This is a genomic window from Streptomyces sp. NBC_00820 (genome assembly GCF_036347055.1).
Lineage (GTDB): Bacteria > Actinomycetota > Actinomycetes > Streptomycetales > Streptomycetaceae > Streptomyces.
On sequence record NZ_CP108882.1, the window covers coordinates 4829973 to 4853979 of the forward strand.

The following is a 24007-nucleotide window of genomic DNA, read 5'->3' on the forward strand; positions in this document are numbered from 1 at the left end:
GCTATGTCGCGTATTGGCAAGCTCCCCATCACGGTTCCCGCCGGCGTGGACGTCACCATCGACGGCCGTACGGTCGCGGTCAAGGGCCCCAAGGGCACGCTGACCCACACCGTCGTTGCGCCGATCGACATCGTCAAGGGTGAGGACGGCGTTCTGAACGTCACCCGCCCGAACGACGAGCGTCAGAACAAGGCCCTGCACGGCCTGTCCCGCACGCTGGTGGCGAACATGATCACCGGCGTGACCCAGGGTTACGTGAAGAAGCTCGAGATCAGCGGTGTCGGTTACCGCGTTACGGCCAAGGGCTCGAACCTCGAGTTCGCGCTCGGCTACAGCCACCCGATCATCGTCGAGGCGCCCGAGGGAATCACCTTCAAGGTGGAGACCCCGACCCGCTTCCAGGTCGAGGGCATCGACAAGCAGAAGGTCGGCGAGGTTGCGGCCAACATCCGCAAGCTGCGCAAGCCTGACCCGTACAAGGCCAAGGGCGTCAAGTACGAGGGCGAAGTCATCCGCCGCAAGGTCGGAAAGGCGGGTAAGTAAGCCATGGCATACGGACAGAAGATCCTCAAGGGCGACGCCTACAAGCGCGCCGCGATCAAGCGCCGTCACATCCGGATCCGGAAGCACATTTCCGGTACGGCGGAGCGTCCCCGTCTGGTCGTTACCCGCTCGAACCGCCACATCGTCGCCCAGGTGATCGACGACATCAAGGGTCACACCCTTGCGTCGGCGTCCACCCTGGACACGTCGATCCGTGGTGGCGAGGGCGACAAGTCCACGCACGCCAAGCAGGTCGGCGCCCTGGTCGCCGAGCGCGCCAAGGCCGCCGGTGTCGAGGCTGTCGTATTCGACCGTGGTGGCAACCAGTACGCCGGGCGCATTGCTGCCCTGGCGGACGCCGCCCGCGAAGCCGGACTCAAGTTCTGAGTCGGTTCCGTAGCTAGCGGAAAAAGAGAGAGGTAATTCCAATGGCTGGACCCCAGCGCCGCGGTGGCGGTGCCGGTGGCGGCGAGCGGCGGGACCGGAAGGGCCGTGACGGCGGCGCTGCTGCCGCCGAGAAGACCGCGTACGTTGAGCGCGTTGTCGCGATCAACCGCGTCGCCAAGGTTGTGAAGGGTGGTCGTCGCTTCAGCTTCACCGCGCTGGTCGTGGTGGGCGATGGTGACGGCACCGTCGGTGTCGGTTACGGCAAGGCCAAGGAGGTGCCGGCCGCGATCGCCAAGGGTGTTGAAGAGGCCAAGAAGCACTTCTTCAAGGTCCCCCGTATCCAGGGCACCATCCCGCACCCGATCACGGGTGAGAAGGCTGCCGGCGTCGTGCTGCTCAAGCCCGCGTCCCCGGGTACCGGCGTTATCGCCGGTGGTCCGGTGCGTGCCGTGCTCGAGTGCGCCGGTATCCACGACATCCTGTCGAAGTCGCTCGGCTCGTCCAACGCGATCAACATCGTGCACGCGACCGTGACGGCCCTCAAGGGCCTGCAGCGTCCCGAGGAGGTCGCGGCCCGCCGTGGCCTGCCGCTCGAGGACGTCGCCCCCGCGGCTCTTCTCCGTGCGCGTGCCGGGGCTGGTGCGTAATGGCGCAGCTCAAGATCACGCAGGTGAAGTCGTACATCGGTAGCAAGCAGAACCACCGTGACACTCTGCGGTCGCTTGGTCTCAAGGGGATCAACACCGTGGTCGTCAAGGAGGACCGCCCCGAGTTCCGCGGAATGGTGCACACCGTCCGCCACCTCGTGACGGTTGAGGAGGTCTGATCATGGCGGAGAACAACCCGCTCAAGATCCACAACCTCCGTCCCGCCCCGGGCGCCAAGACCGCCAAGACCCGTGTGGGTCGTGGTGAGGCGTCGAAGGGTAAGACGGCTGGACGTGGTACCAAGGGCACCAAGGCCCGTTACCAGGTTCCGCAGCGCTTCGAGGGTGGCCAGATGCCCCTCCACATGCGTCTGCCGAAGCTCAAGGGCTTCAAGAACCCGTTCAAGACCGAGTACCAGGTCGTGAACCTCGACAAGCTGGCCGAGCTCTACCCGCAGGGTGGCGAGGTCACGGTCGAGGGTCTGGTTGCCAAGGGTGCCGTTCGCAAGAACAGCCTCGTCAAGGTCCTGGGCCAGGGCGAGATCTCCGTGGCGCTGCAGGTGACGGTTGACGCCGTCTCCGACTCCGCCAAGGAGAAGATCACCGCCGCCGGCGGTACGGTCACCGAGCTCGTCTGAAGCTCGGCCGTACGCGGCTGATGTGACATCAGCGGCCGGGAGTCTCCCTCAGGGGAGATTCCCGGCCGTTCTGTTTTTCCCGCTCCGGCGCACCGGGTGCCGCGGCGCCCTTCCTTGCGTGGTCCACGTGAAAGGGGCCCCGGGGTGCCTGGAGGGCGTTCAGGCGGGGCTCCAGGTCTCCGCGGTGACCGGTGCCGGCGACGCGTGAGCGCGCGGGCCCGAACCCGTCCCGCGCGACCCCGATCCGGACGCCGGTCAGGGTCCCGGTCAGGGTCCGGTCAAGGTCCGGTCAGGGTCCCTGTGAAGATCGCAACGGGATGTACGGGGATTTTCCTGCCCATGTGTTCGTATGACGAGTGAGGCACGCTATCCCGGAAGTCCCCCCGATGTGGGTAGGCTGGGTCGCTGGCGCCCAGCGTCGGCTTGGCATGCCGTAATCTCGTCCCTCAGGCCATCAACTCTTTTCGTCTACCTCACGCGCGCACACGCGGGGGTCGCAGGAGGCACCGTGCTCACCGCGTTCGCCCGGGCGTTCAGGACGCCCGACCTGCGCAAGAAGCTGTTCTTCACGCTGGGCATCATCGTGGTCTACCGGGTCGGTACCCACGTCCCGATCCCCGGCGTCAACTACAAGGCCGTCCAGACCTGCGTGAACGAGGCGTCCGGTAATCAGGGCCTCTTCGGTCTCGTCAACATGTTCAGTGGCGGCGCGCTGCTCCAGATCACGATCTTCGCGCTCGGCATCATGCCGTACATCACGGCCAGCATCATTCTTCAGCTGCTGACCGTGGTCATCCCGCGACTGGAGGCCCTCAAGAAGGAGGGTCAGTCCGGTACGACGAAGATCACGCAGTACACGCGTTACCTGACCGTGGCACTCGCCATCCTGCAGGGCACCGGCCTGGTGGCCACCGCCCGCAGCGGTGCCCTCTTCAGCGGGTGCTCGGTCGCTTCGAACATCGTCCCGGACCAGGCGATCTTCACCACGATCACCATGGTCATCTGCATGACTGCGGGTACCTGCGTCGTGATGTGGCTCGGTGAGCTGATCACCGACCGCGGCATCGGCAACGGTATGTCGATCCTGATGTTCATCTCGATCGCCGCGACGTTCCCGTCCGCGCTGTGGGCCATCAAGAAGACGGGCACGCTGGCCGGCGGCTGGATCGAGTTCGGCACCGTCATCCTGGTCGGTCTGGTGATGGTGGCGCTCGTCGTCTTCGTCGAGCAGGCCCAGCGCCGTATCCCGGTGCAGTACGCGAAGCGCATGATCGGGCGCCGTTCCTACGGTGGTACGTCCACGTACATCCCGCTCAAGGTGAACCAGGCCGGCGTCATCCCGGTGATCTTCGCCTCGTCGCTGCTCTACATCCCGGCGCTGGTGGCCCAGTTCGCCGGGGGCAACTCGGGCTGGAAGACCTGGGTCACCCAGAACCTCACCAAGGGCGACCACCCGGTCTACATCACCGCGTACTTCTTGCTCATCGTGTTCTTCGCGTTCTTCTACGTGGCGATCTCCTTCAACCCCGAGGAAGTCGCCGACAACATGAAGAAGTATGGTGGCTTCATCCCGGGCATCCGGGCTGGCCGACCGACCGCTGAGTACCTCAGCTACGTACTCAACCGGATCACCTGGCCGGGTTCGCTGTACCTGGGTCTGATCGCTCTCGTGCCGACAATGGCGTTGGTCGGCTTCGGGGCAAGCCAGAACTTCCCGTTCGGCGGCACCAGCATCCTGATCATCGTGGGTGTGGGTCTTGAGACGGTGAAGCAGATCGAGAGCCAGCTCCAGCAGCGCAATTACGAAGGGTTCCTCCGCTGATGCGTATCGTCCTCGTCGGACCGCCCGGTGCCGGTAAGGGAACGCAAGCCGTCCGCCTTGCCGAGCAGCTGGCTATTCCGCACATCTCCACGGGTGACCTGTTCCGCGCCAACATCAGCCAGCAGACCGAGCTGGGCAAGCTCGCGAAGTCCTACATGGACGCCGGCAACCTCGTCCCCGACGAGGTCACCATCGCCATGGCCAAGGACCGCATGGAGCAGGCTGACGCGGAGAACGGCTTCCTGCTGGACGGCTTCCCGCGCAACGTCTCTCAGGCCGAGGCCCTGGACGCGCTGCTGGAGGACGAGGGCATCACGCTGGACGCGGTGCTGGACCTGGAGGTCCCGGAGGACGAGGTCGTCAAGCGGATCGCCGGCCGGCGCATCTGCCGCAACGACTCCTCGCACGTCTTCCACGTGACGTACAGCCCGCCGAAGCAGGAAGGCGTCTGCGACGTCTGCGGCGGCGAGCTGTACCAGCGCGACGACGACTCCGAGGAGACGGTCCGTACGCGGCTGGAGGTCTACCACACGCAGACCGAGCCGATCATCGACTACTACAAGACGCAGGGACTGGTCGTGACGATCTCCGCCCTGGGCCCGGTGGACGAGATCACCCAGCGGGCGATGGAAGCCCTCAAGGGCGAGAGCGCCCAGACCAAGTAGATCGCGGTCACTACGGCCGCGGTGCCCTCCCTCGGACCTGGTCCGGGGGACTCCCAGGGCGCCGCGGCCGTAGTGTTGTGCAGGTAACCCAGTCGACGTGACGAGTGACGGAGAGCGCAGGCCCCCCATGGTGCAGATCAAGAGCCCCGAGCAGATCGCCAAGATGCGTGCGGCTGGGCTGGTCGTCGCCGCGATCCACGCGGCCACCCGTGAGGCCGCGGTGCCCGGGGCCAGCACCAGGGACCTGGACGAGGTCGCCCGCAAGGTGCTCGCCGAGCACGGCGCCAAGTCGAACTTCCTCGGTTACGGCGGCTTCCCCGCGACGATCTGCACCTCCGTCAACGAGGTCGTCGTCCACGGCATCCCCTCGCAGGACGTCGTCCTCAAGGACGGGGACGTCATCTCCATCGACTGCGGCGCCGTCGTCGACGGCTGGCACGGTGACGCGGCCTACACGGCCTTCGTCGGCTCCGGTCACGCCCCCGAGCTGGTCGAGCTCTCCCGGGTGACCGAGGAGTCGATGTGGGCCGGCATCGCGGCGATGAAGCAGGGCAACCGCCTGGTGGACATCTCCCGGGCGATCGAGACGTACATCCGCCGCCAGCCGAAGCCGGGCGGCGGCAAGTACGGGATCATCGAGGACTACGGCGGCCACGGCATCGGCACCGAGATGCACATGGACCCGCACCTGCTGAACTACGTGGAGCGCCGGCGGGGCAAGGGCCCCAAGCTGGTCCCCGGCTTCTGCCTCGCGATCGAGCCGATGGTGTCCCTCGGCACACCGCGCACCGAGGTCCTGGAAGACGACTGGACCGTCATCACCACCGACGGCACCTGGTCCTCCCACTGGGAGCACTCGGTCGCCCTCACCGAACAGGGCCCCCTGGTCCTCACCGCCCCCGACGGCGGCAAGGCGAAGCTGGCCGAGTACGGCGTGACGGCCGCGCCGGACCCGCTCGCCTGACAGCGGTCCGACCAGGGACTTCCTTCCCGCCACCGCGCGCCCGGCCCCGTTCGGCGGCCGGGCGGAGCCGGCGGAGTACCGCGGCACCGCCGCGTTCTACACCCTTGCGCGGGTTTCCGACCCTGTTGCATAGGGATCACCCGCATGGGGCAGACTTTCTCGATTCGTGTTTCCGGGTGCGCTGACGTAGACTGACTCGTCGGCTCTCGTGCACCCGCATGTCCGCATGCGCCCGTAAGGGAAAGCGTGAGAGTCGATCAAGGTAGTCGATTCGAAGGGCGAAGCGTGGCCAAGAAGCAAGGTGCCATCGAGATCGAGGGCACTGTCGTCGAGTCTCTTCCGAACGCCATGTTCAGGGTCGAGCTCCAGAACGGCCACCAGGTTCTGGCACACATCAGCGGCAAGATGCGTATGCACTACATCCGCATCCTCCCTGACGACCGGGTCGTGGTGGAGCTGTCTCCGTACGACCTGACGCGTGGCCGGATCGTCTACCGGTACAAGTAGATCTTGCCCCTTGCCCCGTCTTCTCGGGGCGGTGGCACTGACCCGGAGAACCTCACTAATGAAGGTCAAGCCGAGCGTCAAGAAGATCTGCGACAAGTGCAGGGTGATCCGCCGTCACGGTCGGGTCATGGTCATCTGCGAGAACCCGCGCCACAAGCAGCGCCAGGGCTGACGCACGACCGAACCCTCTGCACCCGCAGAGATTCGCGCGACGCAAGCTGAATATGTTCATACGCAGAGCCCGAGCCATCCAGCTCGACACCCCCGGTTCGGAGGCCGGGGACCCGGTTCGTACCTAGTACGGCGGCCGGGAACCGGTTCTGCGGAAGACCTCCGAAGATTCACCAGGAGCCATTGAATGGCACGCGTTTCCGGTGTTGACATCCCGCGCGAAAAGCGCGTGGAGGTCGCCCTCACCTACGTGTTCGGCATCGGCCGGACCCTCTCGCAGGAGACGCTGGCTGCGACCGGCGTCGACCCGAACACCCGTGTTCGTGACCTGACCGAAGAGCAGCTGGTCGCGATCCGCGAGTTCGTGGACGCCAACATCAAGACCGAGGGTGACCTCCGTCGCGAGATCCAGGCCGACATCCGCCGCAAGGTCGAGATCGGTTGCTACCAGGGTCTCCGTCACCGTCGTGGCCTGCCCGTCCGCGGTCAGCGCACCAGCACCAACGCCCGCACCCGCAAGGGCCCGCGTCGCGCCATCGCCGGTAAGAAGAAGCCGGGCAAGAAGTAGTCCTCAGCGGACGCTTATCAGCGGTCTTCGCTGTAGGACCGACCACCTCCCGTAGGAGTAATAGATGCCCCCCAAGGGTCGTCAGGGCGCTGCCAAGAAGGTGCGCCGCAAGGAAAAGAAGAACGTCGCTCACGGCCACGCGCACATCAAGAGCACGTTCAACAACACGATCGTCTCGATCACGGACCCGTCCGGCAACGTGATCTCCTGGGCCTCCGCCGGCCACGTCGGCTTCAAGGGTTCCCGGAAGTCCACGCCGTTCGCCGCGCAGATGGCCGCCGAGTCGGCTGCCCGCCGCGCCCAGGAGCACGGCATGCGCAAGGTCGACGTGTTCGTCAAGGGCCCGGGCTCCGGTCGTGAGACCGCGATCCGCTCCCTGCAGGCCACGGGCCTCGAGGTCGGCTCCATCCAGGACGTCACCCCGACCCCGCACAACGGCTGCCGCCCGCCGAAGCGCCGCCGCGTCTGACCCTGTACGGCGCGTTCCCCGCGTAAGCGGGGATGATCCGCGCCGACGCGTCTGACGCACGCCGCTTCACAGGCTGTGGTTCCGGGCGGTACGGCTCTCAAAGGCCGTGCCGCCCGTACCCTTGCAGTACAGAGTCGGGCGTCAAATAGCGGGCGCCCCTGACTGAAGGATCTCAACATGCTGATCGCTCAGCGTCCCTCGCTGACCGAAGAGGTCGTCGACGAGTTCCGCTCCCGGTTCGTGATCGAGCCGCTGGAGCCGGGCTTCGGCTACACCCTCGGCAACTCCCTCCGCCGTACCCTCCTGTCGTCGATCCCCGGCGCTGCTGTCACCAGCATCCGCATCGACGGTGTCCTGCACGAGTTCACCACCGTGCCGGGCGTCAAGGAGGACGTGACCGACCTGATCCTCAACATCAAGCAGCTGGTCGTCTCCTCGGAGCACGACGAGCCGGTCGTGATGTACCTGCGCAAGCAGGGCCCGGGTCTGGTCACCGCCGCCGACATCGCGCCCCCGGCCGGTGTCGAGGTGCACAACCCCGACCTGGTCCTCGCCACGCTCAACGGCAAGGGCAAGCTGGAGATGGAGCTGACCGTCGAGCGCGGTCGCGGCTACGTCTCCGCCGTGCAGAACAAGCAGGTGGGCCAGGAGATCGGCCGTATCCCGGTCGACTCCATCTACAGCCCCGTGCTGAAGGTCACGTACAAGGTCGAGGCCACGCGTGTCGAGCAGCGCACCGACTTCGACAAGCTGATCGTCGACGTCGAGACGAAGCAGGCCATGCGCCCGCGTGACGCCATGGCGTCCGCCGGCAAGACCCTGGTCGAGCTGTTCGGTCTCGCCCGCGAGCTGAACATCGACGCCGAGGGCATCGACATGGGCCCGTCCCCCACGGACGCCGCCCTGGCCGCCGACCTCGCGCTGCCGATCGAGGAGCTGGAGCTCACGGTCCGCTCCTACAACTGCCTCAAGCGTGAGGGCATCCACTCCGTGGGTGAGCTCGTCGCGCGTTCCGAGGCCGACCTGCTGGACATCCGCAACTTCGGTGCGAAGTCCATCGACGAGGTCAAGGCGAAGCTGGCCGGCATGGGCCTGGCCCTCAAGGACAGCCCGCCCGGATTCGACCCGACCGCCGCCGCCGACGCCTTCGGCGCCGACGACGACGCGGACGCCGGTTTCGTCGAGACCGAGCAGTACTGAGCGCTCCGCGAGGAGGCCGGTTCTGCGACTGCGGGCCCGCTGTGGCTGGTCGCGCAGTTCCCCGCGCCCCTTGGGGCGCGGGACCTCCGGGTGCCTTGAAAAAGGCGCCCGGATCTCCGACGGGCAACCGCCCGCTCGGATACTGACTTCGGTACCTGATACGGCCGGGGCAGACACACAGGAGAAGAACCATGCCGAAGCCCGCCAAGGGTGCCCGTATGGGCGGCAGCGCCGCGCACGAGAAGCTGCTCCTCGCGAACCTCGCGAAGTCGCTGTTCGAGCACGGCCGCATCACCACCACCGAGGCGAAGGCTCGCCGCCTGCGCCCGTACGCCGAGCGTCTGGTCACCAAGGCGAAGAAGGGTGACCTTCACAACCGCCGCCAGGTGCTCCAGGTGATCACGGACAAGGGCATCGTCCACACGCTCTTCACCGAGATCGGCCCGCGTTACGAGAACCGCCCCGGTGGTTACACCCGCATCACCAAGATCGGTAACCGCCGTGGCGACAACGCGCCCATGGCTGTCATCGAGCTGGTCGAGGCGCTGACGGTCGCGCAGCAGGCCACCGGTGAGGCCGAGGCCGCCACCAAGCGCGCGGTCAAGGAGTCCGAGGAGGCGAAGGTCGAGCAGACCGAGGCCACCGAGGCTCCCGCCGAGGAAGCGGCTGAGTAAAGCGTCAATGACGCCTTAGGCTCTGCCTGAGTGAAGCGGGTCCGCCCTTCGGGGTGGGCCCGCTTTCGCGTTTTTTCAGAGGGCGCCGCCCTGAGAGGATCTGTCTGTGAGTGACGAAGCACAGCCCGGTTACGTCCGTGTCCGTCTCGACCTGTCCTACGACGGGACCGCCTTCCACGGGTGGGCCAAGCAGGCCGGCGGCAAGCGGACCGTGCAGGGCGAGATCGAGGACGCCCTGCGCACGGTGACGCGCTCGGGCGGGACGACGTACGAGCTGACCGTGGCCGGGCGGACGGACGCCGGCGTGCACGCGCGCGGTCAGGTCGCCCATGTCGACCTGCCCGTCGAGCTGTGGGCCGAGCACCGGGAGAAGCTGCTGAAGCGGCTTGCCGGGCGGCTGTCCAAGGATGTGCGGGTGTGGAGCCTGACCGAGGCGCCGCCCGGATTCAACGCGCGCTTCTCGGCGATCTGGCGGCGCTACGCCTATCGCGTCACCGACAACCCCGGGGGCGTCGACCCCCTGCTGCGCAACCACGTCCTCTGGCACGACTGGCCGCTGGACGTGGACGCGATGAACGAGGCCGCGCGGGCGCTGCTGGGCGAGCACGACTTCGCCGCGTACTGCAAGCGGCGTGAGGGGGCGACCACGATCCGCACGCTCCAGGAGCTGAGCCTGGTGCGCGGCGAGGACGGCGTCATCACGGCCACCGTGCGCGCGGACGCGTTCTGCCACAACATGGTGCGGTCGCTGATCGGCGCGCTGCTGTTCGTGGGGGACGGTCACCGGGGCCCGGAGTGGCCGGGCAAGGTGCTGGCCGCAGGTGTCCGGGACTCCGCGGTGCACGTCGTGCGACCGCACGGGCTGACGCTGGAAGAGGTGGGCTATCCCGCCGACGAGTTGCTGGCGGCGCGCAGCAAGGAGGCGCGGAACAAGCGGTCGTTGCCCGGCGCTGCCGGGTGCGAAACCTGCTAGTCAGCCCCTCTTTGCCTGAATATTGCGTTCAAATGCGGACTTACCGTCCGTAGGTGTCCAGGTGCTACTTACGGCACGCTTATCCCTCGGATAACCTTTCACCATTCGGCCACATGTTCCACACAGGGCCGTGTGGGTGGGGGTATTACGGGCCATCGGCCCGGGGGGTGGGAATGTCGTCAGTTGACTCTGCCCGCATGTTCGAGGGCGCCGACGCCGGGGGGCGGCGGGCGTCCCGGCGGGGTGGACGGCGAGGTGCCGAGCAGGCGCCGATGGGGCTGTTGCCCGCGCCGCCCTCGCATGCGGAGAAGTACTCGTACGTCAGGCGCCGGTTGTGGGTGCTCACGCTCGCGTCGCTGGTGAGCTTCGGCTGCCTGACGGTCAGCCAGGTCGCGCTCGCCAAGGCGAGCCCGCTGACCTGGATGTTCGCGCCGCCGCTGGTGTTCACGGTGGTCTATTACCTGGTGTCGCTGCGGGTGAACGGGTTCACGCGCGACTTCGACTTCGCGTACCACCAGAGGCTGGTGCGCGAGTGGCGGCCCGCGGTGTACCCGAGCGTGGACGTGTTCCTGCCGGTGTGCGGTGAGCCCATCGAGGTGCTGCACAACACCTGGACCCATGTACGGCGGCTGGCGGACCGTTATCCGGGCACCTGCGTGCCGTTCGTACTGGACGACGGCGCGAGCCCGGAACTGGAGGCGATGGCCCGGGACTTCGGGTTCCGCTACGGCGTCCGGGAGAACCGCGGCTGGTTCAAGAAGGCCGGCAACCTGCACTTCGGGTTCGGGCAGTCGGACGGCAAGTACGTCCTGATCCTCGACGCCGACTTCACGCCCCGCTCCGACCTGTTGGAGGAGCTGCTGCCGTACATGGAGACGGACGAGCGCATCGGGATCGTGCAGTCGCCGCAGTACTTCCGGGTCCTGGACTCGCAGAACTGGATCGAGCGGGGCGCCGGTGCGGTGCAGGAGCTGTTCTACCGGTCGGTCCAGGTCTCGCGGCAGAACAGTGACGGCGCCATCTGCGTGGGGTCCTGCGCCGTCTACCGGCGGGCGGCCCTGGAGACCAACGGCGGTACGACGCTCATCGAGCATTCCGAGGACGTGCACACCGGGTTCGACCTGCGCGGGCTCGGCTGGGACCTGAAGTACGTACCGGTGGCGCTGTCCACCGGGGTCTGCCCGGACACCGCGGGCGCGTTCTTCAACCAGCAGTACCGCTGGTGTTCGGGCTCGATGTCGCTGCTCGCCAGCAAGAAGTTCTGGGACGCGAAGATACGTTTCTCCAGCCGGCTCTGCTACCTGTCCGGGTTCTTCTACTACATCCACACCGCGCTGTTCACCGTCGTCGCGCCCCTCGTGCCGATCATGCTCCTGCTGACCAGCCCCGAGATGCTCCAGGTCAAGCACCTGGTGTGGGTGCTGCCGAGCATCGTCTACACCACCCTCGTCTTCCCGATGTGGCACAAGGCGCCGTACCGGCTGGAGGCCTGGTCGGCACGGATGATGTACGGCTGGGCGCACGTCTTCGCCATCTGGGACATCCTGCGCAAGCAGCGCATGGGCTGGCAGCCGACCGGGTCCAAGGGCGCCAAGAAGAACAAGACCCGCCGGTTCTGGCTGGGCCTGTGGGTCTGGGGCGGCGGCACCGCGCTCGTCTGGGTGGGCGCGGCCGTCTACCGGCTCTTCACCGGCTACCCGCCGGACTTCGCCCTCGTCCTGTCCTCCGGGCTGTTCTACGCGCTGGTCGTCGCCCGCGCCCTGATCCAGCCGAAGGAACACCACCCCGCCGGGGGTGCCGCGTGACGCGCAAGGCTCTGCTGCCGCTCCTCGTGGCACTGCTGACCCTGGCCGGCGCCGCCGGCTGCGGACTGTTCGACGACGACCCGGCCGCCAAGGCCGCGCGGCGGCCCGCCGCCGAGGCGTCCCCCGCCGAGCGGCCGCCGTACGACGTGACGCCGCTCCTGCACCCGGCCAGGAAGTACTTCGGCGTCGCCGTGGACGGCGCGCCCAGCTCCATGAAGCCGGTGGACGACTTCGCGCGAGCCGTGGGGAAGCGGCCGGACATGGTCGGCTCCTACTCCTCCTGGGGCGACGGCTTCAACGCCGAGGGCGCGAAGAACGTCTTCGGCGCGGGCGGGATCCTCTACGTGTCGTGGGAGCCCTTCAAGCCCGCGCTCGGCGAGATCGCGGACGGCTCGCAGGACGCCTACATCAAGCGGTTCGCGGAGAGCGTCCGCAAGACCGACGTGCCGGTCGCGATCAGCCTCGGGCACGAGATGAACGGCAACTGGTACCCGTGGGGCACCGAGAAGACCCCCGCCGCGACCTTCGTACAGGCCTGGCGGCACGTCCACGAGGTGTTCCAGGAGGTCGGCGCCACCAACGTCATCTGGGTCTGGAGCCCCAACGTCGTCAACCCGGTGCCGGCGGTGAAGCTGCGGCCGTACTGGCCCGGCGACGCCTACGTCGACTGGGTCGGCGTGGTCGGCTACTGGTCCTCGACGGGCGCCCACACCTTCGACACCCTCTACGGGCCCACCCGGCGTCAGGTGGCCGCCTTCACCCACAAGCCGGTGCTGATCAGCGAGACCGCCGCGGAACCCGGGGAGCGGCGGCGCGCGGATGTGCGCGGGCTGCTCCAGGGCGTCGAGCAGGACGAGAACGTCATCGGCTTCCTGTGGTTCAACATCCCCAAGCGGGCCGACTGGCGTATCCAGTCCAGCCCGCTCGCCCTGGCCGAGTTCAAGCGCCTGATCGCGGACGACGCCTTCGGATTCGAGGTACCGCGGTCATGAACGACCCCTCTCGCTTCGGGCAGGTCCCGGGCGCGCCCCACCCGACCACCCACGGCCACGACGGCTCCGACGCCTTCGGCGGCCCCGACGGCTTCGCGGGGCACGACCCGGCAGGCGCGCGGCAGACGTACGCCCCGCGCGTGCAGCACGTCGAGCCGGCCGGGGACCCCGACGCCGACTACTACGTGCCGCACTACACCGTCCTGGCCCCCGAGCCGGAGCCCGGGCCGGGCTATGTGCTGCCCGAGGTCCCGGTGTCGGCCTGGTCGGTCGACACCGCCCGCTCGGTGTGGATCAGCCGCGGCGTACTGGCGTTGATCCTGCTGGTGCAGGCCGGGCTGTCCTTCCGGCTGGGCGGCAGCGTCTTCCCGCAGGAGGCGAAGCTGCTGATGTCCGACGGGCCGGTCTCCGGCCTGCTCGCCGGTGCCGGACCGGCCGGCGCCCGCGCCCTCGCCCTGGTCTGGGCGCTGGGCGCGACGGCGCTGCTGTACGGCACGACCCGGCTGCTGTTCAACGCGCGGGCCGGCCTCGCGGCCGCCGCCCTGTACTCCGCGCTGGAGTCGACCGCGTTCACCGGCCGCTACGCCTGCCTGCACTCCTTGTCGCTCTTCCTGCTGGCCGCGTCCCTGTGGCTGCTGGCCCGGACCCGGCAGGCGGGACCCGCGGCCGTGCTGCTCGCGGCGCCCTTCGCGGCGCTCGCGCCGTTCGCGGCGTACGCGGCGGCGCTGTACCTGCCGACGCTGACCGTGCTCGCGGTGCTCACCGCCTACCGCTTCCGCGGTGCCGGGGCGTTCGTCCGGGGCGCGCTGTTCGCGGTGGCCACCGGCGTCCTGTGCGCCGTCGGACAGGCCCTGCACGGCAGCCCGCACGGCTGGAACGCGCGCGGCACCGACAGCGCGGCGCACCTGCTCCGGGAGAGCGCCGAGTGGGGCGGGATCGTCCTGCTCGTCGCCGTGGTCGGTGCCGTCGGCTACGCCCGGCGGGCCCGCATGGGAGAGATGCCCTGGGCCGTCGGCGACGCGCCGGGCACCGTCCGCCGCACCGCGCTGGGCCTGACCCTGTGCGCCACCGCCCTGCTCGCCCCGCTCTACCAGGCCTGGCTCGGCAACGGCAGCTCGCTGCACCTGCACCTCGGGTTCGGGCTGCTCTTCGCGGTGCCGATGGCGGGCCTGGGCATCTCCCGGATGATGGGCGCCCACTTCAGGTACCCCCAGATCGGGATCATGATCTACGTCGCCGCGCTCGTCATCGGCATGGCGCAGACCCGCGAGCTGTACCGGCCACCGGACTCCGCGGCGATGGTCCGCGTCCTGCGGCCGCTGGCCGACGGCGAGGGCAGCTACCTCACCGACGAGCCCGAGATCTCCGCCTACTACCTGCGCGCGCAGACCGAGCCCGCCCAGTGGCACCGCGCGCCGCACGGCACGGCCCTGGCCGCCGCCGTGCGCGAGGGGACGTACGACGTGATCGTCCTGCGTTCCGCCACTGTTCCCCCGCAGCTGCACGGGTCGCGGCACTACCGGCTGCTGGCCGTCCTGCGCCCCGCGGGCCGGCCGACCTACCGGATCTGGGTGAAGCGATGAGTACGCGGACACACGCACCGGCCGCCGAGGACACGGCGCCCGACGGCCGGGCTGCCCGGCGCCGTGCCGCGTCCGGCGGGGGCGGTGCCGTACTGGCCTTCGTCCTGCCCACGCTGACCGCCCTGGCCTGTGTGCTGCCCGGACTCGGCCGCCGCCAGCCGTGGCGCGACGAGCAGGCCACCTGGTGGGCGGCCACGCTGTCCTGGCACGACCTGGGGCTGCTGATCGACCACATCGACGTCGTCTTCACGCCCTACTACGCGGCCATGCACCTGTGGATCGCGGTCGCCGGCGACTCCCCGGCCGCGCTGCGGCTGCCCGGGGCACTGGCCATGGCCGGGTCGGCCGGACTGGTCGCACTGCTCGGGCGGCGGATCTTCGCGCCGCGCACCGGGCTGCTGGCAGGCCTGCTGTTCGCGGTGGTCCCCGCGATCACCCGGTACGGCCAGGAAGCCCGGCCGTACGCCTTCGCGACGCTGTTCGCGCTGCTCGCGACGTTGCTGCTGCTGCGGGTGCTGGACCGGCCCAGCCTGAAGGGCTGGACCTGGTACGCCCTGGCCGTCGCCGCCACCGGCTACGGCCATCTGGTCGCGCTGACGGTGCTCGCCGGGCACCTCGGCCTGGTGGTCCAGGCCAGGCGGCGCGGTGACCGCATCGCGCACTACGCTTTCGCCGCGGCCGCCCTGCTGGGGCTGTCGGCCGTCTTCCCCGTGCTGGCCCAGGGCAGCGGTCAGAGCGGGCAGATCGCCTGGAACAACACCACGGCCTCGGACCTGACCGGCTACCCGCAGGAGCTGTTCGGCTCGTGGGTGACCGGCGGGGCGGTGCTGTGCCTCGGCGTGCTGGGCCTGGCCGTGGCCGGACGCCACGCGGCCCTGCTCGGCCCGTGGGCGGTGCTGCCGCCGCTGCTCACCCTCGCCACAGCCGACCAGCTGCACCTGTTCCTGCCGCGCTACCTGCTCTTCACGATCCCGGCCTGGACGCTCCTGGCGGCCGCCGCGGTCACCCGGCTCGCCGGCCGGCTGGAACCGGCCGCCCGGCGCGGCGGCGGAGCGCGGGCCCTCGGCGCACTGCTGGTGACGGCGGTCGCGGCGGCCTACGCCTTCGCGGCCTGGCCCGCGATCGGCGACGCCAAGAAGGACCTGCCGCAGGAACCGGACTACCGGGCCGCCGCGCACGTCGTCGCGGCGGGACAGCGGAGCGGCGACGGGATCGTCTTCAACGGCGGGCTCTCCGAGCGCCGGGCCATGGCCTACGAGCTGCGGGACCGCCGGGCGCCCAAGGACGTGCTCATGGAGTGGACCCCCCAGCAGAACGGCTCCTACGGCGCCACCGAGTGCGGCCGCCCGGCCCGCTGTCTGAAGGAGGTCGACCGGCTCTGGCTGGTCTCCACCATCAGCGACGGCCGGCCGCCGCTCGCCGGCATGAACGCCCGTACGGCCGCCCTGCTCGGCACGGACTTCAAGGCCGTGCGGACGGTGAAGCTGCACCGCGTCACGGTCCAGGTGCTCGCGCGCGACTGACGCGCCCGTCCCGGAAACACTGGTTAAGGAGGCCGTGAGATGCGGCTCACTGTCATCGGCACCGGCTATCTCGGTGCCACCCACGCCGCCTGCATGGCGGAACTCGGCCACGAGGTGCTCGGCGTCGACGTCGACGCGGACAAGGTCGCCGCGCTGCGCGCCGGACGGGTGCCGTTCCACGAGCCGGGGCTCGCGGAGCTGATCGAGCGGCACACGGCGAGCGGCCGGCTGCGCTTCACCACCGACTACGCGGAGGCCGGGGCCTTCGGCGACGTGCACTTCGTGTGCGTCGGCACCCCCCAGCGCGCCGACTGCGCGGGCGCCGACCTCACGTACGTCGACGCGGCCTTCGCCGCGATCGCCGCGCACACCCGGCCGGGCGCGCTGCTCGTGGGCAAGTCGACCGTGCCGGTCGGCACGGCCGGGCGGCTGGCGCGGTCGCATGAGGCCGAGGTCGCCTGGAACCCGGAGTTCCTGCGGGAGGGCTTCGCCGTGGCGGACACGCTGCGGCCGGACCGGCTGGTGTTCGGGGTGGAGTCGGAGCGCGCGGAGACGGTCCTGCGGGCGGTGTACGCCCCCGTCCTCGCGGCCGGCACCCCGCTCGTCACCGCCGGTTTCGCGACCGCCGAGCTGGTCAAGACGGCCGCGAACGCCTTCCTGGCCACCAAGATCTCCTTCATCAACGCGATGGCCGAGGTCTGCGAGGCGGCCGGCGGCGACGTGGGCACGCTCGCCGAGGCACTCGGCCACGACGACCGGATCGGACCGAAGTTCCTGCGCTCCGGAGTCGGCTTCGGCGGTGGCTGTCTGCCCAAGGACATCCGCGCCTTCGCGCACCGCGCCGGGGAACTCGGTGTCTCGCTGGAGTTCCTCCGCGAGGTCGACGCGATCAACATGCGACGCCGCGACCGGGTGGTCGAGCTGGCCCGCGAGCTGTGCGGGGGGTCCCTGGCGGGCACCCGTGTCACCGTGCTCGGCGCGGCCTTCAAGCCCGACTCCGACGACATCCGCGACTCGCCCGCGCTCGACGTGGCCGACAGGCTGCGGCTGGCCGGCGCCGACGTCACGGTCTACGACCCGGCGGCGATGGACAACGCCCGCAAGGCGTTCCCGCGGCTCGGGTACGCGGTCTGCGTGGAGGAGGCGCTGCGCGGGGCCGGGCTGGTCCTGCATCTGACGGAGTGGCCGCAGTTCCGGGAGATAGACCCGGAACAGGCAGCGGCATGGGTGGACCGTCCACGGATCGTGGACGGCCGGGGGGTGCTCGACGCGGACCGCTGGACCGCGGCGGGCTGGCAGTTGCGGGCGCCGGGCCGGCCGGCGCCCCGAGAGGAGGGATGAGCATGACTCACGCGGACATTCCCGTCACCGTGGTGATGCCGACGTACAACGAGGCGGCCAACGTGGCGCGCATGGCCGAGGCGGTGCTCGCGCTGCCGCTGGACGCGCTGCACCTGAAGATCGTCGACGATTCCAGCCCGGACGGCACCGGGCGGATCGCCGAGGAGCTGGCCGAGAAGTACAACGCCGACGGCAGGCGGCGGATGAGCGTCCTGCACCGTACGGCGAAGGACGGACTGGGCCGGGCCTACACCGCCGGCATGACCGCCGCGCTGGAGGAGGGTGCCGCGTACGTCGTCCAGATGGACGCCGACGGCAGCCACCCCGTGGACGCCGTACCGCGGATGCTGGAGGCGGCGGTGGCCTCCGGCGCGGGGCTGGTCGTCGGCAGCCGGTACGTCGAGGGCGGCTCGCTGGACGAGGACTGGGGCGCCCACCGCGTCCTGCTGTCCCGCTTCGCCAACCGGTACGCGCGGGTCATCCTCGGCACCGCGATCAACGACATCACGGCCGGTTTCAACCTGTGGTCGGCGGCGACGCTGCGGGACGTGGACCTCGCCTCCCTCGACAGCGCCGGCTACAGCTTCCAGGTGGAGCTGAAGTACAAGGCCGTACGGACCGGCCACACCGCCGTGGAGATCCCCATCCGGTTCGCCGAGCGCACCGAGGGTGTGTCCAAGATGACGCTGCGCACCCAGCTGGAGTCCGCGGTGCTGCCGATCCGGCTGCGGCTTCGGCTGCGGAAGCGGTAGCCGCTACCGGTTCGCCGCGGCCGAGGCCTGGGCCTCCCCGCGGCGCCTGATCTGGCGGAACGCGAACTCCGCCAGGTCGTCGCCGGCCTTGAAGACCGCCGTGTCCTTGGTGGTGACGTCCTTGCCGCCGGTGAAGCCGGCGATCGTGAAGTAGGCGTAGCGGCCGTAGGTGTTCGTGGTCGAGCGGCAGATCGCGGAGTCGCAGAAGGACTTGACGCCCTTGCCGGGCAGCGCCTGGACGATGCTCTTCTTGTCGGCCTGGCCCTTGGCCTTGGTGGCCTGCGCCTCGGTGTCGAAGACGGCGACGCCGACCGTGACGGCCACGCCGTCCTTGACGTAGCTCACCCGCATCAGGCGGGTGCAGCCGTTGCCGGTGAGCACCTTGGCCAGGGTGCCTCCGGCGCCGGTCGAGCAGTTCGCCGCGTCCGCGGTGGCGCCCTTCTTGTACACCGTGTCGCCCATGGTCAGCTGAGTGCCCGGGAACAGCGTCTCGGGGCTCAGCGGAGCGGTGTCCTTCTTGGCGCTGGATATGAAGTCCTTCGGGTCCAGCGGGGGAGGCGCGCTGGTGGAGGCGAAGGACGGTGCCGTGGCCGTGCCGCCCGGGATGGTGGCGGTGGCGGGGAGGTCACTGAGGCCGGGCGTGGGGTCGCCGTCGGCCGACACCACGGCCATCGCGACGGCACTGCCGATCGCGACGGTGGCGACCGCGCCACCGACGACGAACAGCAGCTTGCGCCGCTTGTTCCGCGTCTCCGAGGCTTCCGCCAGCGCTGCCCAGTCGGGGCTCTGGTCGTCGCCGTCGGCGCCGCCCCAGGGCTGCTGGGAATTCGGTTTCCAGGGATCCCATTGCGACTGGGGTCCCCCCTGCCCGTAAGTCATGGGGCGCATCTTAGACGGGCGCCCGGGGGCGGCGGACCGCGTCAGGCGGCATGCCACGTTTGTCCGTCGGCATGCCTCGTTTTGACCCGTACGGGGGCGGGCAGGTAACCTGCTTCTTCGTTGTGTATTGGCTTGCTCATTCTCACGGGACGGGCCCTTACACCGGTCCACCGGGCCGATGACCAGCAACCCCACGTACGCGGTATGCGTCACCGCAGTGGATCAGGCTGTCGTGATCGTTTCGGTGACCTGTTCAGGACCATTCACTCGAAGCGAAGGCTACGAACCGTGCGTACGTACAGCCCCAAGCCCGGCGATGTGACGCGCCAGTGGCACGTCATTGACGCTCAGGACGTCGTCCTGGGTCGTCTCGCCACCACCGCCGCGTCCCTCCTCCGGGGCAAGCACAAGCCGATCTACGCTCCTCACGTCGACACCGGTGACTTCGTCATCATCGTCAACGCCGACAAGGTGCACCTGTCCGGCAACAAGCGGACCCAGAAGATGGCGTACCGTCACTCCGGTTACCCGGGTGGTCTGCGTTCCGTCCGCTACGACGAGCTGATGGACAAGAACCCCGAGAAGGCCGTCGAGAAGGCCATCAAGGGCATGCTCCCCAAGAACACCCTGGGCCGTCAGATGCTCTCCAAGCTGAAGGTCTACTCGGGCGACCAGCACCCCCACGCTGCCCAGCAGCCGGTGCCGTTCGAGATCACCCAGGTCGCGCAGTAGTTCCGGCCACCCCCTAAGACTGAAGAGAATCTGAGGAGCATCGTGGCCGAGACCACTGCCGAGCAGCCGCTCGACGAGAACGTCGAGAACATCGACATCGACAGCTACACCACCGAGTCCGAGGTCGTCGTGGAGGGTGAGTACACCTCCGAGTCCCTCGCCTCGCACTTCGGTGAGCCCCAGCCGGCCGCCGGCCTGGGCCGTCGCAAGAACGCCATTGCCCGCGTCCGGATCGTTCCGGGCACCGGCAAGTGGAAGATCAACGGTCGCACCCTCGAGGACTACTTCCCGAACAAGGTGCACCAGCAGGAAGTCAACGAGCCCTTCAAGGTGCTCGAGCTCGAGGGTCGTTACGACGTCATCGCCCGCATCGCGGGTGGCGGTGTCTCCGGTCAGGCCGGTGCGCTCCGTCTCGGTGTCGCCCGTGCGCTGAACGAGGCCGACGTCGACAACAACCGCGGCGCCCTGAAGAAGGCCGGCTTCCTCAAGCGCGACGACCGTGCGGTCGAGCGCAAGAAGGCCGGTCTGAAGAAGGCCCGCAAGGCTCCGCAGTACAGCAAGCGCTAACCAAGAGCTGCTTGCTCGTACTCCGAACGCCCCGGCGGCACGCCACATGTGCCGCCGGGGCGTTCGTTTATCCCGGCCAGGGGCGTATAACGACACAAGACGCTCAAAGGCTTGTGTGATCGAATGTCGTGGCGTCTGGCAGCATTACCGGCAGCAAAGACGCTTCCTCAGGAGGACAAGTGGGACGACACTTCGGCACCGACGGCGTGCGTGGCGTCGCCAACGCGGACCTGACGGCCGAGATGGCGCTCGGCCTGTCCGTCGCGGCGGCCCACGTACTGGCCGAAGCGGGCACGTTCGAGGGTCACAGGCCGAAGGCGGTCGTCGGACGGGACCCGCGCGCGTCCGGGGAGTTCCTGGAGGCGGCCGTCGTCGCCGGCCTCGCCAGCGCGGGCGTGGACGTCCTGTGCGTCGGCGTGCTGCCGACGCCGGCCGTGGCACACCTGACCGGCGCGCTCGGCGCGGACCTCGGCGTGATGCTCTCCGCCAGCCACAACGCCATGCCGGACAACGGCATCAAGTTCTTCGCCCGCGGCGGCCACAAGCTCGCCGACGAGCTGGAGGACAAGATCGAGGCCGTGTACGAGTCCCACCGCCACGGCGAGCCCTGGGAGCGGCCCACCGGTGCCGGGGTCGGGCGCGTGCGCTCGTACGACGAGGGCTTCGAGACCTACGTCGGCCACCTGCTGTCGGTGCTGCCGAACCGGCTCGACGGGCTGAAGATCGTCCTGGACGAGGCGCACGGCGCGGCCTCGGGGGTCTCGCCGGAGGCGTTCTCGCGGGCCGGCGCGGAGATCGTCACGATCGGCGCCGAGCCGGACGGCCTCAACATCAACGACGGCTGCGGCTCCACCCACCTCGGCCTGCTGAAGGCCGCCGTCCTCGAACACGGCGCGGACCTCGGCATCGCGCACGACGGCGACGCCGACCGCTGCCTGGCCGTGGACCACACCGGCGCGGAGGTGGACGGCGACCAGATCCTCGCCGTGCTCGCCCTGGCCATGCGGGAGCGCTCCGAGCTGCGGGCCGACACGGTGGTCGCCACCGTGATGTCCAACCTCGGCTTCAAGCTGGCCATGGAGAAGGCCGGCATCCACCTCGTGCAGACCGCCGTCGGCGACCGCTACGTGCTGGAGGAGATGAAGCGGCACGGGTACGCGCTCGGCGGTGAGCAGTCCGGGCACGTCATCATCCTCGACCACGCGACCACCGGCGACGGCACGCTGACCGGGCTGCTGCTGGCGGCACGCGTCGCCGAGAGCGGGCGCTCGCTGCGGGACCTGGCGTCCGTGATGGAGCGGCTGCCGCAGGTGCTGATCAACGTGCCCGACGTGGACAGGTCGCGGGTGAAGACGTCCGGCGACCTGGCCGCGGCCGTCGCCGAGGCCGAGCGGGAGCTGGGGGCCACCGGGCGGGTGCTGCTGCGGCCGTCCGGGACCGAGCCGCTGGTGCGGGTGATGGTCGAGGCCGCCGACATCGATCAGGCGCGCTCCGTCGCCGGTCTGCTGGCCGACGCGGTGAAGTCGGCGCTGGGCTAGGCCCCGACAAGGCCCCGCGCCCCCCGGGGGCCGCTTCCGTCAGTCTGAGCTGCGGCCCTGCCGTTGCCTGGCCCAGAAGTACTTCTGGGCCAGCAGCGTGAGTGTTCCCGCCAGGACGATGCCCAGCAGGTTCAGCAGGAGCTGTTCCGTCGAGCCCCAGGCCTGGCGGTACTCGGTGTAGGTGAAGGCCACGGCCGCGTTCGCCGCCGCCGGGACCGTGGTGACCGAGATCGCCACGCCTACCAGCGCGCTCGACTTCGCCGATGTCAGCGACAGGGTGCCGGCGGCGCCCGCGAGCACCGCGACCACGAAGGAGAAGGCGTCCGGCTGGTAGATGAAGTTGGTGTTGGGCCGCTTTGCATCCAGCTGGAGCCTGGAGAACAGGCCGACGCCGTCCATGAACCAGGCGAAGCCGGCCGTCACCACCAGGGCCACCGCGAAACCGACCAGCAGCGCGGTCAGCGAGCGCAGGGCGAGGCGCGGGGTGCGCTGCACGAGGCCTGTGCAGAAGCCGGCCAGCGGCCCGAACTCCGGTCCCACCGCCATCGCGCCCACGATCAGGATCGCGTTGTCGAGCACCACGCCGCAGGCCGCGATCATCGTGGCGATGGTGAGGAAGACGAGGTAGGTGACCGACAGCGTCGACTCCTCGTGCGTCACGTCGGTGAGGTGCTCCCACAGCACCGCGTCCGCGCCCTCGCCCGGGGCCTCCTCCTCCGCCTTGTCGGCGTGCCGGGACAGCGACAGGTCGATGTTCTCGACGGCGATCGAGCCGGTCTCGTCCAGCCCCAGCTCCCGCAGCTCGCTCAGCAGCTGGTCGCCCGCCTCCCGGGCGACGTCGCACAGGACGACGTCGCCGGCCGGGCTGTGCGCGGCGCCGGGAAGCACCACGAGGTGTGTGGCGCCGGTGGTCCGCTCGACGAGCCGGACCACGGCGTCGGTCAGGCCTGCCGGGGTGATCAGACGCAGATGCAGCATCCCGGCAGCGTAGTGCTCACAGCTTGCGCAGCCTCAGCCGCTGGACCTTGTGGTCCTGGCCCTTGCGCAGGATGAGGGTGGCGCGGCCCCGGGTGGGGGCGATGTTCTCGACCAGGTTGGGCTTGTTGATCGTGCGCCACAGGGTGCGGGCGTAGTCGAGGGCCTCCTCCTCGGAGACCTGGGTGTACTTGCGGAAGTACGAGTCCTGTTTCTGGAAGGCGGTCCGGCGCAGCTTCCGGAAGCGGCTGAGGTACCAGTTCTCGATGTCCTCGGTGCTCGCGTCGACGTACACGCTGAAGTCGAAGAAGTCGGCGAGACCGACCCGGGTGCGGCCGTCCTTGCCGGGCAGCGCGGGCTGGAGGACGTTCAGGCCCTCGACGATCAGGATGTCCGGGCGGCGCACGGTGAGCTTCTCGCCGGGGACGATGTCGTAGATCAGGTGGGAGTAGACGGGGGCCGTCACCTCGTCCTTGCCGGCCTTGATGTCGGCGACGAAGCGGGTCAGGGCCCGGCGGTCGTACGACTCCGGGAAGCCCTTGCGCGACATCAGGCCGCGGGCCTCCAGTTCCCTGGTGGGCAGCAGGAAGCCGTCCGTCGTCACCAGCTCGACGCGCGGATGCTCGGGCCAGCGGGACAGCAGCGCCTGGAGGAGACGGGCGACGGTGGACTTGCCGACGGCGACCGAGCCCGCCACCCCTATGACGAAGGGCGTGCCGGACTGGGAGCCCTTTTCACCGAGGAAGGTGTTGAGCGCGCCGCGCAGCCCGTCGGTGGCGCCGACGTAGAGGTTGAGCAGGCGGGAGAGCGGGAGGTAGATGTCCCGCACCTCGTCGAGGTCGATGACATCGCCCAGGCCGCGCAGCTTCTCCACCTCCTCGGCGGTCAGCGGCAGCGGCGTCTTGTCGCGCAGCGCGCTCCACTCGGCACGGGTGAGGTCGACGTAGGGAGTCGCCTCCGGCCTGGGCCGGTGGGCGCTCCGGGGTATCGAGGAGACCGGTGAGATCACAGTCCATTGTTAACGGAGTTTGAACGGGGCGGTGGGGTGGGGTGCGTCACGCCGCGGCGGACGTACGGTCTCGAACCGCCCGGA

27 protein-coding genes are annotated in these 24007 nt (G+C 69.4%); 24 read left to right on the forward strand and 3 right to left on the reverse strand.

The features are described 5' to 3' along the window. Positions 1-3 precede the first annotated feature (3 nt). The 21 genes from rplF to OIB37_RS22020 all read left to right on the forward strand — a co-directional run bounded on the left by rplF (position 4) and on the right by OIB37_RS22020 (position 18223). Positions 4-543, forward strand: a complete 540-nt coding sequence (gene rplF, locus OIB37_RS21920; protein WP_330459298.1) for a 50S ribosomal protein L6 — start codon at positions 4-6, stop codon at positions 541-543. Positions 544-546: 3 nt separating this feature from the next. Then, positions 547-930 carry a 50S ribosomal protein L18 gene (rplR, locus tag OIB37_RS21925; RefSeq protein ID WP_330459299.1) on the forward strand — a complete coding sequence of 128 codons (384 nt, stop codon included), beginning with the start codon at positions 547-549 and terminating at the stop codon, positions 928-930. A gap of 41 nt (positions 931-971) precedes the next feature. Further along, positions 972-1577, forward strand: coding sequence for a 30S ribosomal protein S5 (rpsE, locus tag OIB37_RS21930; protein WP_330459300.1), 606 nt, complete (start codon positions 972-974; stop codon positions 1575-1577). Continuing rightward, entirely contained in the window at positions 1577-1756 is a 180-nt protein-coding gene (gene rpmD, locus OIB37_RS21935) for a 50S ribosomal protein L30 (protein WP_330459301.1), read from the forward strand. The genes rpsE and rpmD overlap by 1 nt, the downstream gene beginning before the upstream one ends. A gap of 2 nt (positions 1757-1758) precedes the next feature. After that, entirely contained in the window at positions 1759-2214 is a 456-nt protein-coding gene (gene rplO / locus OIB37_RS21940; protein ID WP_330459302.1) for a 50S ribosomal protein L15, read from the forward strand. Between the two features lie 508 nt (positions 2215-2722). Beyond that, complete coding sequence (gene secY / locus OIB37_RS21945; RefSeq protein ID WP_330459303.1) at positions 2723-4036, forward strand: preprotein translocase subunit SecY; 1314 nt, start codon at positions 2723-2725, stop codon at positions 4034-4036. Further along, positions 4036-4701, forward strand: a complete 666-nt coding sequence (locus OIB37_RS21950) for an adenylate kinase (RefSeq protein WP_330459304.1) — start codon at positions 4036-4038, stop codon at positions 4699-4701. The genes secY and OIB37_RS21950 overlap by 1 nt, the downstream gene beginning before the upstream one ends. Before the next feature lie 127 nt (positions 4702-4828). After that, entirely contained in the window at positions 4829-5665 is an 837-nt protein-coding gene (map, locus tag OIB37_RS21955; RefSeq protein WP_330459305.1) for a type I methionyl aminopeptidase, read from the forward strand. 285 nt (positions 5666-5950) lie between these two features. After that, entirely contained in the window at positions 5951-6172 is a 222-nt protein-coding gene (infA, locus tag OIB37_RS21960) for a translation initiation factor IF-1 (RefSeq protein WP_004927214.1), read from the forward strand. Between the two features lie 58 nt (positions 6173-6230). Next, the gene (gene rpmJ / locus OIB37_RS21965) at positions 6231-6344 is read left to right on the forward strand and encodes a 50S ribosomal protein L36 (protein ID WP_003998809.1); all 114 of its coding nucleotides are present in this window, start codon (positions 6231-6233) and stop codon (positions 6342-6344) included. A gap of 186 nt (positions 6345-6530) precedes the next feature. Then, on the forward strand, positions 6531-6911 hold the full coding sequence (gene rpsM / locus OIB37_RS21970; RefSeq protein WP_330459306.1) for a 30S ribosomal protein S13: 381 nt from the start codon (positions 6531-6533) through the stop codon (positions 6909-6911). A 64-nt stretch (positions 6912-6975) separates the two neighbouring features. Continuing rightward, positions 6976-7380: a 30S ribosomal protein S11 gene (gene rpsK / locus OIB37_RS21975; protein ID WP_003956432.1), complete on the forward strand. Its 405-nt coding sequence runs from the start codon at positions 6976-6978 to the stop codon at positions 7378-7380. 177 nt (positions 7381-7557) lie between these two features. Beyond that, positions 7558-8580, forward strand: a complete 1023-nt coding sequence (locus tag OIB37_RS21980; RefSeq protein WP_003966937.1) for a DNA-directed RNA polymerase subunit alpha — start codon at positions 7558-7560, stop codon at positions 8578-8580. Between the two features lie 191 nt (positions 8581-8771). Then, positions 8772-9254 carry a 50S ribosomal protein L17 gene (gene rplQ / locus OIB37_RS21985; RefSeq protein ID WP_330459307.1) on the forward strand — a complete coding sequence of 161 codons (483 nt, stop codon included), beginning with the start codon at positions 8772-8774 and terminating at the stop codon, positions 9252-9254. A gap of 106 nt (positions 9255-9360) precedes the next feature. Further along, the gene (gene truA / locus OIB37_RS21990) at positions 9361-10227 is read left to right on the forward strand and encodes a tRNA pseudouridine(38-40) synthase TruA (RefSeq protein ID WP_330459308.1); all 867 of its coding nucleotides are present in this window, start codon (positions 9361-9363) and stop codon (positions 10225-10227) included. A gap of 272 nt (positions 10228-10499) precedes the next feature. Continuing rightward, entirely contained in the window at positions 10500-12032 is a 1533-nt protein-coding gene (locus OIB37_RS21995; protein WP_330459309.1) for a glycosyltransferase family 2 protein, read from the forward strand. Beyond that, entirely contained in the window at positions 12029-13024 is a 996-nt protein-coding gene (locus tag OIB37_RS22000) for a glycoside hydrolase family 26 protein (RefSeq protein WP_330459310.1), read from the forward strand. The genes OIB37_RS21995 and OIB37_RS22000 overlap by 4 nt, the downstream gene beginning before the upstream one ends. Further along, positions 13021-14607: a hypothetical protein gene (locus tag OIB37_RS22005; RefSeq protein ID WP_330459311.1), complete on the forward strand. Its 1587-nt coding sequence runs from the start codon at positions 13021-13023 to the stop codon at positions 14605-14607. Before OIB37_RS22000 ends, OIB37_RS22005 begins: the two co-directional genes overlap by 4 nt. Continuing rightward, positions 14604-16130, forward strand: coding sequence for a glycosyltransferase family 39 protein (locus tag OIB37_RS22010; RefSeq protein ID WP_330459312.1), 1527 nt, complete (start codon positions 14604-14606; stop codon positions 16128-16130). Before OIB37_RS22005 ends, OIB37_RS22010 begins: the two co-directional genes overlap by 4 nt. 39 nt (positions 16131-16169) lie before the next feature. Continuing rightward, positions 16170-17471, forward strand: a complete 1302-nt coding sequence (locus tag OIB37_RS22015) for a UDP-glucose dehydrogenase family protein (protein ID WP_330459313.1) — start codon at positions 16170-16172, stop codon at positions 17469-17471. A 2-nt stretch (positions 17472-17473) separates the two neighbouring features. Further along, positions 17474-18223: a polyprenol monophosphomannose synthase gene (locus OIB37_RS22020; protein WP_330459314.1), complete on the forward strand. Its 750-nt coding sequence runs from the start codon at positions 17474-17476 to the stop codon at positions 18221-18223. A gap of 3 nt (positions 18224-18226) precedes the next feature. Here the strand turns inward: OIB37_RS22020 and OIB37_RS22025 are convergent, their stop codons facing one another. Then, positions 18227-19102, reverse strand: coding sequence for a hypothetical protein (locus OIB37_RS22025; RefSeq protein WP_330459315.1), 876 nt, complete (start codon positions 19100-19102; stop codon positions 18227-18229). A gap of 288 nt (positions 19103-19390) precedes the next feature. Between OIB37_RS22025 and rplM the strand changes: the two genes are divergently transcribed. The 3 genes from rplM (at position 19391) to glmM (ending at position 21939) form a co-directional block, all read left to right on the forward strand. Further along, on the forward strand, positions 19391-19834 hold the full coding sequence (rplM, locus tag OIB37_RS22030) for a 50S ribosomal protein L13 (protein ID WP_330459316.1): 444 nt from the start codon (positions 19391-19393) through the stop codon (positions 19832-19834). A gap of 42 nt (positions 19835-19876) precedes the next feature. Next, positions 19877-20401 carry a 30S ribosomal protein S9 gene (rpsI, locus tag OIB37_RS22035; RefSeq protein WP_330459317.1) on the forward strand — a complete coding sequence of 175 codons (525 nt, stop codon included), beginning with the start codon at positions 19877-19879 and terminating at the stop codon, positions 20399-20401. Between the two features lie 179 nt (positions 20402-20580). Then, positions 20581-21939 carry a phosphoglucosamine mutase gene (glmM, locus tag OIB37_RS22040; RefSeq protein ID WP_330459318.1) on the forward strand — a complete coding sequence of 453 codons (1359 nt, stop codon included), beginning with the start codon at positions 20581-20583 and terminating at the stop codon, positions 21937-21939. Between the two features lie 39 nt (positions 21940-21978). Here the strand turns inward: glmM and OIB37_RS22045 are convergent, their stop codons facing one another. Both OIB37_RS22045 and coaA read right to left on the reverse strand, forming a co-directional pair. Further along, complete coding sequence (locus OIB37_RS22045; protein ID WP_330459319.1) at positions 21979-22917, reverse strand: DUF389 domain-containing protein; 939 nt, start codon at positions 22915-22917, stop codon at positions 21979-21981. Positions 22918-22933: 16 nt separating this feature from the next. Beyond that, positions 22934-23923, reverse strand: coding sequence for a type I pantothenate kinase (gene coaA / locus OIB37_RS22050; RefSeq protein WP_330459320.1), 990 nt, complete (start codon positions 23921-23923; stop codon positions 22934-22936). Positions 23924-24007 lie beyond the last annotated feature (84 nt).